Source organism: Vibrio casei, assembly GCF_002218025.2.
Lineage (GTDB): Bacteria > Pseudomonadota > Gammaproteobacteria > Enterobacterales > Vibrionaceae > Vibrio > Vibrio casei.
The window spans coordinates 501833-517746 of the sequence record NZ_AP018680.1 but is presented as its reverse complement, the minus strand read 5'-3'; the positions used below and the strand labels follow the sequence as shown (position 1 = coordinate 517746).

Sequence of the window (15914 nt, the reverse complement as noted above, 5' to 3'; positions counted from 1 at the left end):
GTATGAGTTTCAGCTAGGACGTCATCTTGAGTATACTAAAGGCATTCGTTTAACGTTAGTTTCGAATGCCTTTTCCAATCAACTATATTCTCAGTCTATTTAAAGAAGGATTTTCATCTAAAATGGCAATATTACACACCCAAGGTACTCAACTGGAAGAGGTCTCGGAACCAAGCTCACGGACGAAGCCTTTTCTGTGGTGCTTAGGTGCGGTTTTTATTATTGCGATGCACTTCTTTCAGCCAAACCCCGGTGGTGCAGGGTTATTTCTATCATTTAACTCGGTCACTTGGTTAGTATTAAGCCTAACTATCGGCGTTGCACTTTATTCAACAGCAAATCGTCATGCTTTACGCTTCTCCAGTTTAACACTAACGTTATTAACGACTTGTATCATTTTAACCATCCCAGTATTTTACAGCGCGGCCAATATACAAGATTCCGTATTAAGAATTATTGGGCTATGGGCTGGTTGGTTATTTTTACTTTTATTGCAACAATATAACTTCACCATAAAACAAAAACAGACTTTGCTTTGGTTTATTATTGGGGCAATTTTAATCGAATCTATTCTCGGTTATGTTCAATACCTTCTACTGCAACCTGGCAATATATTGGGCTACGACGTAGTGCAAAATCGACCGTACGGTATTTTCCAACAACCGAATGTAATGGCCAGTTTTCTGGCTACTGGTTTAACGGTTGCGGCGTACCTTCTCGCCAGACAAAAACAAACCAATGTTCAGCATCACCCAGTCATGACGGGTTTTCTTTATTTCATCCCTATAATTACGCTACCTTTGCTTTGGGTATTAGCTTCTCGCACAGGATGGCTTGGCGCCCTTATCGCTTCATTATTATTACTCCCTTACTTAAAAACATTCTTATCTAAGCGTGGATTTTATGTATGGTGTTTAGCTCTTATCATTGGTTTTTTGGGGGGGGTGACACTCGCATCATTAACCGGAGGTAATGCATTTATTGCCGAAAAATCAAGTTTAGAAAGCCCTCGCCGTTACACCTTCCCGCAAACTCTAGACATGGTGATCGAAAAGCCATGGTCTGGATATGGCTACGGTAAATTTGAATCGGCTTATATGCTTTATACCGCCAGACAACATCAGTTAAATTCAAGTTACCATGCTGGGTTAGCTTCGATGGATCACCCGCATAATGAAATACTTTACTGGGCGGTGGAAGGTGGTGTCTTGCCATTACTGGGCTTATTATTAGCGGCACTCGTTGTACTACGAAAAATACTGAAAGCGCAATCGGGTACTCGCTTAGCGTTAGCGGCTTTATTTTTTCCTATCGTATTACACACACAATTAGAATACCCGTTTTATCATTCAGCCATACATTGGATTATTTTTATTATTCTCATTTATTGGGTTGATCAAATCACGTCTCAGTATCAAACCATTTCATTTAGTAAAATAACCAAGAGTATGTTAAGTGTGATATCTCTCGTTTTACCTATTATAACGGCTTTCTTTATGATAACGGCTTTGCAAACAAACTCGATCCTTAGCCGTTTTGAATATCAAAAACCGATGGATCCAAACTTACTGAATAAAGTCACAAACCCAAGTGTTTGGAGAGACCGATTTGATTGGGATGTTTACAATACTCAACTCAATATTGGTTTACATATGAACAAGCCAGAATACATACAGCCTTATATTGATTGGGCGACAACCATAATAAAGCGCAAACCAAGACCGGCCTTTTACTCAAGTTTAATCGTGGCTTATCAGGGGTTAGGAGAACAACACAAAGCAGAAGAAATTAGAAAGGAAGCCAGCTTTTTATTTCCCAATCAAGATTTCTCAAAAGTACAATTTACGCCCTCGAAGAAAAGCGCACCACAAGCATTATCTTCAACCCAAACTAATCAGGTACCTAAGATAAAATAGCGCTAGAGCACGATTTACAGAAAAACACATTCAAGGCAAGACCGGAAAAAATTAAAGGCGACCAATGAGTCGCCTTTAATTTTTCCGCTATATAAGCAGGGAGTTGGCAAGGATCATTTGATCGTTTCTTCTAATGCCTTTAAACACAGCGCAACATTCTCTTTTTTCGCGCTGTATCCCATTAAACCAATACGCCAAACTTTACCGGCGAGTGCACCTAATCCACCACCGACTTCTAAATTATATTCCTTTAATAAGTGCTGACGAGTGTCTGCATCATTAACACCTTCTGGTAAATATACGGAATTAAGCTGTGGTAGACGATGAGCTTCCTCTACCACATATCGGAAGCCTAACTGTTCAAGTCCTAATTTTAGTCTTTGATGCATCTCGGCATGTCGTTGCCAGGCATTTTCTAACCCTTCTTCGTATAAAGCGAGTAAAGCCTCATGTAAAGCATACAGACTATTTACCGGAGCGGTGTGGTGATAACTACGTTTACCTTCCCCACTCCAATAGCCCAAAACTAAACTTTGATCGAGGAACCAACTTTGTATCGGCGTTTTACGAGCTTGGATTTTTTCAATCGCTTTAGGTGAAAAAGTAATGGGCGATAACCCTGGCACACACGAAAGGCACTTCTGGCTCCCTGAATACACGGCATCAAGTTGCCACTCATCTACTTTAAGCGGAACGCCTCCTAGAGAAGTAACTGCATCGACGATCGTTAGCGCACCATAATGCTTCGCCACCTTAGATAATGCCTCGGCATCACTCAACGCTCCGGTTGACGTTTCTGCATGAACAAAAGCTAATATTTTTGCATCTGGATTGGCTTTAAAAGCAGACTCGACTTTAGAAATACTGACCGGTTGTCCCCATTCATCATCCACAAGAATCACTTCAGCACCACTACGAAGGGCATTTTCACGCATGCGATCACCAAATACACCATTACGGCACACAATGACCTTATCGCCCGCTTCAATCAAGTTAACAAAACATGCTTCCATTCCTGCACTACCCGGGGCTGAAACTGGGATTGTAAAATCATTATCAGTCTGAAAAGCGTATTTTAATAATGCTTTAACTTCATCCATCATACCGATAAATAAAGGATCTAAATGTCCAATGGTAGGACGACTCAATGCCTGCAAAACATCAGATGAAATATCAGAAGGCCCCGGCCCCATTAAAATTCGGCGAGGAGGGAAAAAACGTTGTATCTTCATATCAATCCTTAATGATGAATAATTATATCTATACCTTAAATTAAATTGACGAGCTTCAACAATTAACCCGTAAGTCAAGAATCAAAGCTGTGAAGTCCCTCACCTAAAAGCATAAAATCAGAAGTACGCCTTAAAATAAAAACCAATATAAAAAGTTATTAACTGTAATACGAAGTGTTATTGACTTTTCAAGAACAAAAACGTTCAATGTGACCAGAGTGTTGGTTTTTTCAATGCCCTGTTCGTCAATGATGCAACAGTATAGATCAATCATCACTTCACAGAAGAGGAGCGTAACCCAGGCAGATCATTCGTGGATCCCTTAATCCAAAACGAATCATTCAGGGGGAGTTACGCCGAGGTGGATAAATCTTCGGGAATTTATCACACCGGTTGTTATATCAATGGATTTCGTTGGTATTAGGTTGAATCCTAGCAACTGTCATCAATATTAATCTTGATGAAGGGCTTCTAAGGTTTACATGGTTACACTATTCAGTGGTGACCTTCATGTATTTCCCTGCTCTAAGAAATCTCTCTTCAACATTGGACGTTTTTTTGTTTATCTCTTGATAGACATTATATGAAAGTATTATGGGAGACTGTGCCGTGAGCGCATTTAATGTAGCAAAGTTTGGTGGAACCAGCGTGGCAAATTTTGACGCCATGAGTCGTTGTGCCTCCATCATTGAAAATAACGCTTCAACAAAACTCGTCGTAAGCAGTGCTTGCTCGGGGGTGACTAATCTTTTGGTTGAACTTGCGCTTGGTATACAAAACCCAAAGGATCGTGAAGCCATTCTCGATGATTTACGTACGATTCATTACGCCATCATTGAACAGTTCTCTGAACAAAAGAAAACCAAACAAGCTGTCGATAATATCTTAAATACGCTATCTAGTATGGCTGAAGCCGCTTCATTTCAATCAAGTGATAAACTCACCGACCACATTGTTGCGTGTGGTGAGCTAATGTCGACTCACATTTTAACCCAACTCATGATTGAACGAGGCATTCCAGCGGTTCGCTTTGATATTAGAGAAATTCTTCGTACCAGCGCAGATTTCGGTAAAGCCGAGCCTATCGTTGATAAAATATCCGAATTAGCCCAACAAAAATTAGTACCACTATGCCAAGAAAATGTCGTGATCACCCAAGGTTTTATTGGTAGTGATAACGACGGTAATACGACAACACTGGGGCGAGGAGGAAGCGATTATAGCGCAGCACTTATCGCTGAAGCGGTAAAAGCTTCTGGTTTAGAGATTTGGACGGATGTTCCTGGGATTTATACCACCGATCCTCGTATTGCGCCTAAAGCCACGCCTATTCCCGAAATTAGCTTTAGTGAAGCGTCTGAAATGGCCAATTTTGGCGCAAAGATCTTACACCCATCAACCTTGCTCCCCGCTCTCCGACATAAAATCCCAGTTTTTGTAGGCTCGTCGAAATCCCCCAATCAAGGTGGTACATGGATAAGAAAACAAGTCGAAAGTGCACCACTTTACCGTGCTTTAGCACTACGTGGAAATCAAACAATGGTCACGCTTCGTAGCCCTGATATGTTCCAAACGTATGGATTTTTAGCTCAAGTCTTTGCTATTTTAGCGAAACATCAAATTTCCGTCGATTTGATTACAACATCTGAAGTCAGTGTGTCTTTAACGCTTGATCAAACCAACACTTCCGGACAAGCTCCTGAACTTCCTATCGATGCTCGTACTGAGCTAGAAGAACTGTGCATTGTTGAAGTTGAACATAACCTTAGCTTAGTGGCACTTATTGGTAATAAAATGAGTGCCAAAAAAGGCTATGCTAAGCAAGTATTCAGTGCATTAGAAGACTTTAATTTACGTATGATTTGCTATGGTGCAAGCCCGCACAATCTTTGCTTCTTAGTGGATTGCAATGAAGCAAAGCGCGCTATTCAAGTGCTGCATCAAGAATTATTCGAACAATCGGCCTAGATGCTATATAAGTGATATTCAAAACTGAAAAAGCGGTACCAGAATACAATCTGGTACCGCTTTTTTTCACTGCCGCTTATCTTCATTACGCGCTATATTAGCTCGTTAAAACACTCGAGAGTTGCTCATCAACTCAAATTAGGCCCTAACCATTTTTCCATTTCCGCCTCATCCCAACCTTTACGCTGCGCATATTCTTCAGCTTGATCTTGTTGGATCTGAGCAATCGCAAAATACTTAGAATCGGGATGAGAAAAATACCAGCCAGAAACCGATGCTCCTGGCCACATTGCGTAACTAGTGGTTAGAGACATTCCTATGGTTTCTTCAACTTTTAGAAGCCCCCATAAGCTGCCTTTTTCAGTATGCTCAGGACAAGCTGGGTAGCCAGGAGCGGGGCGTGTACCTTGATATTTTTCACGAATAAGATCATTGTTAGTCAAATTTTCATCTGCCGCATAACCCCAAATTTCTTTACGAACTTTTTCGTGCATATACTCGGCAAAGGCTTCTGCTAAGCGATCAGCCACCGCTTGGATCATAATCGCATTATAATCATCACCAGCCGCTTTATAGGCATCAGCCAAATCACGCTCACCAATCCCACCAGTTACAGCAAAACCACCAATCCAATCCGCCTTTCCGCTGTCTTTCGGAGCAATATAATCTGATAGACAATAATTCGGCCCTTTTGGTTTTTCGGTTTGTTGGCGTAAGTTATGTAGCACTTTGATGACCTCGGAACGCGATTCATCGGCATACACTTCAATGTCATCACCGACACTATTGGCAGGAAATAAACCACACATACCACTAGCTTTTAAAATGCCGTCTTGCTCGACCTTTTCTAGCAAAGCAATCGCATCATCAAAAATACGTTTTGCTTCTTCACCGACTTCTTCATGTTCAAAAATAGAAGGGTATTTGCCCATCAATCCCCAAGTTAAGAAAAAAGGCGTCCAGTCGATATAATTACGCAACATTGAAACATCAATATTTTCAAAAACTTGCACTCCAAGTTTTACGGGGGCTGGTGGCGTGTAATTCTGCCAATCAATTGCGACTTTATTCGCACGAGCTTGCTCAATAGTGACAGGCTTGGTTCTTGGACGCTTACGGGCATGTTGATCACGGGTCCGCTCGTAATCTAAATTTAATTTTTCGACAAATGCAGGAAGTAAAGTATCAGATAATAGTGCAGAACAAACGCCCACGGCACGTGATGCATTATTCACATACACAACTGGCTTGTGGTAGTTTTGTTCAATTTTAACCGCTGTGTGGGCTTTGGACGTTGTTGCACCACCAATCAATAATGGCAAATCGAATCCTTGGCGCTCCATTTCTTTTGCAACGTGCACCATTTCATCAAGAGATGGAGTAATAAGGCCAGATAAGCCAATAATATCAACGTTCTCTTCCTTCGCCACTTTAAGGATTTTTTCAGTTGGAACCATCACACCTAAATCGATGATCTCATAGTTATTACATTGCAGAACCACACCGACAATATTTTTCCCTATATCATGAACATCACCTTTTACGGTCGCTAATAAAATCTTGCCATTACTTCTTTGACCTTCATCTTTTAAAGCATTGATAAAGGGTTCAAGGTAAGCCACCGCTTGTTTCATAACCCGCGCAGATTTCACCACTTGAGGAAGGAACATTTTCCCTTCACCAAATAAATCCCCCACAACGTTCATGCCATCCATTAATGGGCCTTCAATGACATCAATCGGTTTATCCAACTTCAAACGCGCCGCTTCAGTATCTTCAATAATAAATTCGGTAATACCTTTGACTAAGGCGTGCTCAATACGCTTTTCAACTTCCCATGTACGCCATACTAAGGCATTAGGATCTTCGACTTTACCGACCCCATTTGAGCGATATTCTTCGGCGATCTCCAATAAACGTTCAGTGCCATCATCACGGCGGTTTAATACTACATCTTCAACCGCTTCACGCAGTTTATCTGGAACGTTATCGTAAATTTCAAGCTGTCCAGCATTCACAATCCCCATATCCATACCGCGTTTGAAACAGTGGTATAGGAAGACGGCATGGATTGCTTCACGTACGTAGTTATTGCCACGAAATGAGAAAGAAACGTTAGAGACACCACCAGAAATCATCGCGTAAGGGAGATCGCGTTTAATGTCACTAACGGCTTCAATAAAATCCACCGCATAGTTATTATGTTCATCAATCCCCGTCGCAATAGCAAAAATATTCGGGTCAAAAATGATATCTTCAGGCGGGAATCCCACTTCATCAACTAAGATACGGTAAGCTTCTGTACAAATTTCTGTCTTACGTTCACGAGTGTCCGCCTGACCAACCTCATCAAATGCCATGACAATAATTGCCGCACCATAACGACGAACCAATTTGGCTTGTTCAATAAATTTTTCGACGCCTTCTTTCATCGAAATCGAGTTAACGATCCCCTTACCTTGAACACATTTTAAGCCTGATTCGATGACTTCCCATTTAGAAGAATCGACCATAATCGGTACTTTGGAAATTTCAGGCTCAGACGCACAAAGATTCAAAAAGCGAACCATGCAGGCTTCTGCATCTAACATCCCTTCATCCATATTGATATCGATGATTTGTGCGCCATTGGCCACTTGTTCACGAGCCACATCAAGCGCTTCATCATATTGCTCTTCAACAATCAGACGTTTGAACTTAGCGGAACCCGTTACGTTAGTACGCTCACCAACGTTAACAAAGAGTGAATCTTTATCTATCGTCAAAGGCTCTAATCCTGACAATCGACATGCTTTAGGAATATCAGGTAAAGCGCGTGGCTTAACCCCTTCAACCACTCGAGCCATTTGGCGAATATGCTCAGGAGTTGTACCACAACACCCACCGACTAAATTTAAAAAGCCACTTTCAGCCCACTCTTGAATATGTTTTGCCATTTCACGAGGTTCAAGATCATATTCACCGAAAGCATTCGGTAAACCCGCGTTTGGATGAGCAGAGACATAAGATTCTGATATTCTAGATAACTCTTCAACATATTGACGTAGTTCATTCGGGCCAAGGGCACAGTTTAAACCAAATGAAATAGGTTCAATGTGGCGTAAAGCATTATAAAAAGCTTCCGTTGTTTGGCCTGAAAGCGTGCGCCCAGAAGCATCGGTAATCGTACCTGAAATCATGACCGGTAATTTATAACCTAGCTCATCGAAAACACTTAATACAGCAAATGCACAGGCCTTAGCATTTAAGGTATCAAAGATCGTTTCAATCATGATGAGATCCGCGCCACCAGAAATTAAAGATCGCGTTGATTCAGAATACGCTGTCACTAGCTCATCAAAACTTACATTGCGATAACCGGGATCGTTAACATCAGGAGAAATCGAGCAGGTACGGTTAGTTGGCCCTAATACACCAGCAACAAAACGTGGTTTGTGAGGCGTTTTTTTTGTCCACTCATCGGCCGCTTCTCTTGCCAGCTTAGCAGCAGCAAAGTTAATTTCAGCACTCAAGCCTTCCATATCGTAATCAGCCATCGCGATAGTCGTAGCATTGAATGTATTGGTTTCAAGAATATCGGCACCAGCGGCCAAATAATCAGAGTGGATATTTTTAATCAGTTGAGGTTGTGTGAGGACTAATAAATCGTTATTACCTTTAAGATCACTGTGCCATTCAGCAAAACGTTCACCGCGATAATCCGCTTCTTCCAACTTATAAGATTGAATCATGGTACCCATACCACCATCAATTAATAAGATGCGTTCTTTCAGTAATGCTTTAATATCTTGTGCCGATTGACTTTGAACATTCAAAGTAGTGTCTTGATTAAAAGTGCTTCCTGTCACGATACAACCTCTTTCGATACTGTTTATGCCATCCTATCATAGAAATCTAGACGTCTAAAATAAGTTTTAGTTCTCTTGACAAGATACGCCATACCACCAGTAGTATTTGCTTGCCATTCTCTGTCAGGTATCAAGAGCTTAATCAAAGATCATTAACTCCAATTCTTCTCGACCGGCTTCGCAGATAAAAAATAAACAGGCTATATTCTTTAAAAAGAGTTGATCTTTATTGAAATGAGCATGAAAATTGCGGAATTACAATTTGTTACATCAGCCAAGGTTCAATTATGTCAGTCTATAATACGCTTTGCTTCCTATCGTTTGCCGCGATGGTGATAGCATTGATTAACAGTAAATTCGGCCGCTTGCAAACCACCATTGCCATCACTGCCGGTGCGATGATGCTTTCTTTACTTATTTTAATTGCAGGCCATAGTGGCTGGTTCAACCTGGTTGATATTGCCGCCAAAACCATGGCAGAAATTAACTTTGAAAGCTTCTTACTTAACGGCATTTTAGGGTTCTTATTATTTGCAGGAGGCCTCGGAATAAAGTTACCTCATTTTGCCGATCAGAAATGGGAAATCACTATTCTTGCTTTAGGCGGCACATTATTTTCAACCTTCTTTATCGGTTTTAGCCTGTATGCTATATGTAACCTAATTAATATCCATATAGATTTAATTTACTGTTTATTATTTGGTGCACTCATTTCTCCTACCGACCCCATAGCTGTCCTCGCTATTGTTAAAAAGCTCAAAGCGCCTCAGCGAATTTCCACTCAAATAGAAGGAGAGTCCTTATTTAATGATGGTATTGGTTTGGTTATTTTTGTCACCATTTTCGCCGTTGCTTTTGGTGGGCATGCCCCAACATTTGGTAGTGTACTTTCATTATTCTTACAAGAAGCCATCGGTGGTATCGCTTATGGTTTCGTATTAGGGCTCCTTTTCCACTACCTAATCAGTGCAACCAATGATCACTCAATGGAATTACTATTAATGATCTGTGTTCCAACCGCCGGTTATGCTTTTGCTGAAGTACTCGAAGTTTCAGGGCCTCTTGCAATGGTTGTCTCCAGTATCATGATAGGCAACTGGACTCGCTATGTCGGTTTCTCAAAAGAGAGTACTGAACATATGGATCATTTCTGGGAGCTCATTGATGAATTTTTAAATGGAATCTTATTCTTACTTATTGGTATGACCATGCTGTTATTTGAATTTCATTCCGAAGATCTAATCATGATGGCTGTCGCAGTGCCTCTGGTTTTACTTGCTCGTTTCTTAAGTGTTTGGATCCCATACTTAGGCTTCAAACGCTTCCGTACCTACAATAAGTGCTCAGTTAAAATTTTAACTTGGGGTGGATTACGTGGTGGTTTAGCACTTGCTATGGCGCTATCAATACCGAGTGGAAAGTACTTTGTGACAGCTGCTCAAATTGATGTAAAAGAAATCATCATGGTCATGACCTATGCCGTGGTTGTATTCTCTATTTTAATCCAAGGTTCGACCATCACCCCGATGATTAATAAAGCCAAAGTACTCCAAAAACAAATGGAAGATGCGGAAGTATTGCGATCGCAGGTTGAAAAGACTGAAGATTTATCCAATAAAAACTCGTAAAATATACATAAATTTAAAATTCAAAAAAGCAGCGAATTTCGCTGCTTTTTTGATAGAAACTATTATCAGGATAACAAGATTAGGCTAGTTATCTTTCGTAAAATTATCGACTGAAAAATGTTCCAAATCATATGGCGTTTGTTGATAAACACAATAATTCAACCAATTCGCAAATAACAAATGCCCGTGACTTCTCCAACTAGCAATTGGCGAGTTGTCTGGATTATCATTTGGATAATAATTCACTGGGATCGGTGGGTCCATTCCCTCTGCAAGATCTCTTGCATATTCATTATGTAAAGTATGTGCGTCATATTCAGGGTGCCCAGTGACAAAAACATTACGCTTATCCTTTGTACTCGCCAAATATACCCCCGCATCTGATGACGTGGCCAGAATATCCAAATCCGTATGTTCAGTAAGATACTCAGCTGTAAAATCTGCATACCTAGAATGCGGGGCGAGGAAACTGTCATCAAATCCTCTCACCACTGGGTGAAATTCACTAGTGACGTTATGATGATATACACCAGATAACTTTTCTTTGCGTGTACGTTTAGGTAAGTCATAAAGTAACTTTAAACCTGCTTGTGCCGCCCAACAAACATAAAGTGTTGAGGTTACATGATTTTTTGCCCATTCCATGATCGTTTGAAGATGCTCCCAATAGGCAACATCTTCAAACTGCACCAAGCCAAGGGGGGCCCCAGTAATAATCAAACCATCAAAGTTTCGGTTTTTCACCATATCAAACTGACGATAAAAATTATTTAAATGCTCTTCAGGCGTATTTTTACTAGGTCTATCATCTATTCGTAATAACTCAATATCCACCTGTAGAGGGCTATTAGAAAGTAAACGAAGAAACTGAGTTTCCGTTTCTATTTTTTTAGGCATCAAATTAAGAATCAAAACTTTGAGTGGACGAATCATCTGAGTCGTCGCCCTAGTTTCCGACATAATAAAAATTCTCTCCTGACTTAGAATATCAGAAGCAGGTAGCTGATCGGGAATCTTAATAGGCATTGCACTCTCTCCATAAGCAATCTAGACGTCTAAACACCCATAAGTATATCAAGCAAAAAATGAATGTCGAGAAAGAAAAAGTGATGTAGGTATTATGTTATTTTAGAACAAAAAAAAGCAGCACATTTAGTGCTGCTTTTATTCGATAAAAAATCGTTACTTAACAATCTTAAGACTAGGACGACCTTTAGGTTTAGTATCATCAGAAATAGTTTGATTTGTCTCTATCTCTGACTCTTGCTTTCCTACGCTTGTTAAAGAAGAAACTTGTTCTTCCGCTATCCCCGCTTCCATTTCTGCTGCATAGCCATCTTCTGGCTCAAACATCGTTCCTGCACCATTTTCACGAGCATAAATAGCCTGAACTGCATACATAGGAACGATTACAGAATGTGGACGACCACTAAAACGAGCATTAAACATGATGGTATCGTTACTTATTTCTAAGTTACCAACCGCACGAGGTGCTACATTCAAAATAATTTGGCCATCCTGTACAAACTCAAGCGGAACACGTACACCGGGTAAATTGGCTTCAACCACAAGATGAGGCGTCAATTCATTATCGACTAGCCATTCATAAAAAGCACGTACCAAATAGGGACGTCTTGGTGTCATCTTATCCATATCCATTGCTATCGAACCAATCGCATTTCTCGTTCTGCTTCAGTCAAAGAAGCTAAGAATGAATCACGTTCAAATACACGGCTCATGTATATTTTCAACTCTTTTGAACCTGGACCCGATAACTCAATACCAAGCGCAGGTAAACGCCATAATAAAGGCGCTAGATAGCAATCGATTAAGCTGAATTCTTCACTCATAAAGTGTTCGTATTCAGCAAAAACAGGAGCAAGAGTCAGTAAATCATTACGTAATTTATTACGTGCAGCTTCAGCTTCTTCAGCTGTGCCTTTAACAATTTTTTCAGCTTGTGAGTACCAATTACGCTCAATACGATACATCATTAAACGGCTATTACCACGTGCCACTGGGTATACTGGCATCAATGGTGGATGAGGGAAACGCTCATCAAGATATTCCATAATGATATTTGAATTGTAAAGAGCAAGCTCACGATCGATCAACGTTGGAACAGACTTGTAAGGATTCAGTTCGATCAACTCAGCAGGCAAGTTATCTTCGTCGACAAGTTCAACTTCAACACTCACGCCTTTCTCAGCTAGAACAATACGAACCTGATGGCTATACATGTCTGAAGCACTTGAAAATAGAGTCATCACAGAACGTTTATTGGCAGCTACAGCCATTGATAAGCCCTCCAGCATACTTTAAATAAAAAAAGAATGGAGGCTAACTGCCTCCATTACAAAAAAATTAGCAAGGAATTTTAACACAAATGTTCACATTCAGGCTAATTTTTATTCCCAACACAATTAATGAACATCGCGCCAGTATTCTTTCTTAAGTAATACCACAATAATAGTGAAAATCACTAAGAAAGCCATTACCCACCAACCAAGGTTATGACGTTCTAATTTCACTGGATCACCAGAGTATTCAAGGAAGTTCACTAAATCACGGATCGTAGAGTCATACTCTTCAGTAGTCAATTCACCTTGTTTTTCAACTTTAGTGCTTGTGACTACTTTATGCTCTTTACCATCAATCATGGTGGTTTCATGCACAGGCTGAGGGATTCCTTGTAATCCTTCCAGTACATGAGGCATTCCCACATTCGGGAAAGTAATATTATTCACCCCAAATGGACGAGCAGGATCGGCATAAAAAGAACGCAAATAGGTATATAACCAATCAACGCCACGAACACGCGCCACTAAAGTTAAGTCTGGAGGCGGAGCACCAAACCATTTCGCAGCACTATCTTCAGGAATCGCATTGGTCATCAGATCCCCAATTTTAGCTTTAGGATCAAACATCAGATTTTCTTTCATCAAATCATCAGGAATACCTAAATCAGTCGCCACTCTTTGATAACGCTGATATTGGGTAGAATGACAACCCGCACAGTAGTTCATGAACGTTTTAGCGCCTCGCTGTAATGACGCTTGATCCGTTAGATCGTTATTTGCTTTATCTAGGTGGACGTTGCCACCAGCCGCCATCACCGATAATGGCAACATGAACGCAAAAAGTCCTACAATCCACTTTTTCATTTGAATGTCACCCTCTCTGGTAATGGTTTCGTAGCTTCATTTTTACTATAGAAATACAATAAAATGAAGAACATGAAATAACCTAAACTGAAAATCTGTGCTAACAAAGTGTAAAGCGCAGTTGCCGGTAAGGTTCCCAGAATACCAAGAGCAATAAAACAAATGACGAATTGAATAATATTCAATAAGTGCCACTTACTACGGTAACGGTATGAGCGAACTTTACAGCGATCAAACCAAGGAAGTAAGAATAAGAAAACAATAGATGCTCCCATTGCTGCAACACCTAATAACTTGTCCGGTACTGCGCGTAAAATGGCGTAAAATGGTGTGAAGTACCATACCGGAGCAATGTGTTCCGGTGTTTTCAGTGGGTTTGCGGCCTCAAAGTTAGGCGGCTCAAGGAAATAGCCCCCCATTTCAGGATTGAAGAACAATACATAACAGAAAAGAAACAAAAAGCCTGCAACACCAACCATATCTTTAACCGTACCATATGGATGAAATGGAACAGAGTCTTGAACATTGTACTTACTGGTAAATTGCTTATGAAACTTAAACTGTGTTTTATGCTCACCATTATCATCTGGCGCTTTTGGTATCTTTGTTTCAATTCCATCGGGGTTATTTGAGCCGACTTCATGCAAAGCCAATACGTGTAATACCACCAATAGTAGTAACACAATAGGCAGAGCAATCACGTGAAGTGCAAAGAATCGATTTAAGGTTGCGCCAGAGATAACGTAATCCCCACGTATCCATAATGTTAAGTCATCACCAATAACTGGAATTGCACCAAACAGAGAAATGATTACCTGAGCACCCCAATAAGACATTTGCCCCCAAGGTAATAAATACCCCATGAAAGCTTCAGCCATTAGCACTAGAAAAATCAACATACCAAAAATCCACAGCAATTCACGGGGCTTTTGATATGAACCATAAATCAGCCCACGAAACATATGCAAGTAAACAACAACAAAGAATGCTGAAGCGCCTGTGGAGTGCATGTAACGTAACAACCAGCCATATTCCACATCACGCATGATGTATTCAACAGAGGCAAATGCACCATCACCTGATGGGACATAGTTCATTGTTAGCCAAATCCCCGTTAGGATCTGATTAACCAACACCAACATCGCCAAAGAACCAAAAAGGTACCAAAAATTGAAGTTCTTAGGCATTGGGTATTCAGATAAATGCTTTTTATAGGCATCCATTACGGGTAGACGTTTTTCTACCCAATCAAGTAAGGCTTGCATCAGGCTTCCCCTCCACGGCTCTCACCAATGATAATACGTGTGTCACTAAGATACCCATGCTCTGGAACAACTAAGTTTAGCGGTGCTGGCACACCTTGGAACACACGACCAGCTAAATCAAACTTAGAGCCATGACATGGACAAAAAAATCCAGATTGAATGCCTTGAACTTGCTCACTAAAAGAGTCTGGTAAGTAGGTTGGTGAGCAACCAAGGTGTGTACAGATACCCACAGCAACAAAATACTCAGGCTTTATAGAACGATAAACATTATGAGCGTATTCAGGTTGTTGCTCTTGTTCTGATTGGGGGTCTCGCAATTTATCGGCGATAGAATCCAGCTCAACCAACGTTGATTTGGAACGACGAACCACCCAAACTGGCTTACCGCGCCATTCCACACGAACTAATTGTCCTTCTTCGAGCTTACTAATATCTACCTCTACAGGTGCACCAGCAGCTTTCGCCCTTTCACTTGGGTTCCAAGACTTAATAAAAGGCACAGCTACTGCCACTGCTCCAATCCCACCAACAACTGCTGTTGTGGCAGTCAAAAAGCGCCGACGGCCATTATTTATAGGCGCATTGCTCATCCAACATTCTCCCGATCGATTTGTATTAAATACAAAAGAATAACCAAGTCCTTAGCATTCTTATTATGTATTTTTTCTTTTATGAAAACCGACTTTTGCTTCCAATAATATTTATATGCGTATTTTCATGCACATGTATCTGCAAATGATAAATAAAGCGATACATAGAGACAAGGTAAAGCTACCTTTTCATAACATCTGTTACCCATATTTGTTTAGGACTTCACAAAAGCGGCTAAAAACAGCGAATATAAGGGCTGATAGCCTAAATTAAAAATCTAAAAAACAATACAAACAACC

11 protein-coding genes and 1 riboswitch are annotated in these 15914 nt (G+C 40.6%); of the genes, 3 read left to right on the top strand and 8 right to left on the bottom strand.

Translation table 11 applies throughout. From position 1 onward, the window contains the following. Nucleotides 1-122: 122 nt before the first annotated feature. Nucleotides 123-1916 (top strand): PglL family O-oligosaccharyltransferase, encoded by a 1794-nt coding sequence (locus tag VCASEI_RS02515; protein ID WP_089110586.1) that lies wholly within the window; start codon nucleotides 123-125, stop codon nucleotides 1914-1916. A gap of 113 nt (nucleotides 1917-2029) precedes the next feature. Here the strand turns inward: VCASEI_RS02515 and VCASEI_RS02510 are convergent, their stop codons facing one another. Then, nucleotides 2030-3148: a pyridoxal-phosphate-dependent aminotransferase family protein gene (locus VCASEI_RS02510; protein ID WP_089110587.1), complete on the bottom strand. Its 1119-nt coding sequence runs from the start codon at nucleotides 3146-3148 to the stop codon at nucleotides 2030-2032. 276 nt (nucleotides 3149-3424) lie between these two features. Continuing rightward, nucleotides 3425-3627: riboswitch (Lysine riboswitch) on the top strand. Nucleotides 3628-3742: 115 nt separating this feature from the next. On the opposite strand from VCASEI_RS02510, the gene lysC reads away from it, so the two are divergent. Continuing rightward, nucleotides 3743-5116, top strand: a complete 1374-nt coding sequence (gene lysC, locus VCASEI_RS02505) for a lysine-sensitive aspartokinase 3 (RefSeq protein ID WP_162621007.1) — start codon at nucleotides 3743-3745, stop codon at nucleotides 5114-5116. 128 nt (nucleotides 5117-5244) lie between these two features. Here lysC and metH read toward each other — a convergent pair whose 3' ends face one another. Continuing rightward, nucleotides 5245-8931 (bottom strand): methionine synthase, encoded by a 3687-nt coding sequence (gene metH, locus VCASEI_RS02500; RefSeq protein ID WP_086960850.1) that lies wholly within the window; start codon nucleotides 8929-8931, stop codon nucleotides 5245-5247. A 320-nt stretch (nucleotides 8932-9251) separates the two neighbouring features. Here metH and VCASEI_RS02495 point away from each other — a divergent pair, with 320 nt between their 5' ends. Next, entirely contained in the window at nucleotides 9252-10592 is a 1341-nt protein-coding gene (locus VCASEI_RS02495; protein WP_089110588.1) for a cation:proton antiporter, read from the top strand. A gap of 84 nt (nucleotides 10593-10676) precedes the next feature. Here VCASEI_RS02495 and metA read toward each other — a convergent pair whose 3' ends face one another. The 6 genes from metA to petA form a co-directional block, all read right to left on the bottom strand. Continuing rightward, nucleotides 10677-11618: a homoserine O-acetyltransferase MetA gene (gene metA / locus VCASEI_RS02490; protein WP_086960761.1), complete on the bottom strand. Its 942-nt coding sequence runs from the start codon at nucleotides 11616-11618 to the stop codon at nucleotides 10677-10679. A gap of 156 nt (nucleotides 11619-11774) precedes the next feature. Next, nucleotides 11775-12251: a ClpXP protease specificity-enhancing factor gene (gene sspB / locus VCASEI_RS02485; RefSeq protein ID WP_086960763.1), complete on the bottom strand. Its 477-nt coding sequence runs from the start codon at nucleotides 12249-12251 to the stop codon at nucleotides 11775-11777. Nucleotides 12252-12253: 2 nt separating this feature from the next. Further along, complete coding sequence (gene sspA, locus VCASEI_RS02480; protein WP_086960851.1) at nucleotides 12254-12889, bottom strand: stringent starvation protein SspA; 636 nt, start codon at nucleotides 12887-12889, stop codon at nucleotides 12254-12256. A gap of 126 nt (nucleotides 12890-13015) precedes the next feature. Continuing rightward, on the bottom strand, nucleotides 13016-13756 hold the full coding sequence (locus VCASEI_RS02475; RefSeq protein ID WP_086960765.1) for a cytochrome c1: 741 nt from the start codon (nucleotides 13754-13756) through the stop codon (nucleotides 13016-13018). Next, a complete protein-coding gene (locus VCASEI_RS02470; RefSeq protein ID WP_086960766.1) occupies nucleotides 13753-15021 on the bottom strand; it encodes a cytochrome b in 1269 nt (422 codons plus the stop codon). Before VCASEI_RS02470 ends, VCASEI_RS02475 begins: the two co-directional genes overlap by 4 nt. Next, nucleotides 15021-15614: a ubiquinol-cytochrome c reductase iron-sulfur subunit gene (gene petA / locus VCASEI_RS02465; protein ID WP_086960768.1), complete on the bottom strand. Its 594-nt coding sequence runs from the start codon at nucleotides 15612-15614 to the stop codon at nucleotides 15021-15023. The genes VCASEI_RS02470 and petA overlap by 1 nt, the downstream gene beginning before the upstream one ends. Between the last annotated feature and the right edge of the window lie 300 nt (nucleotides 15615-15914).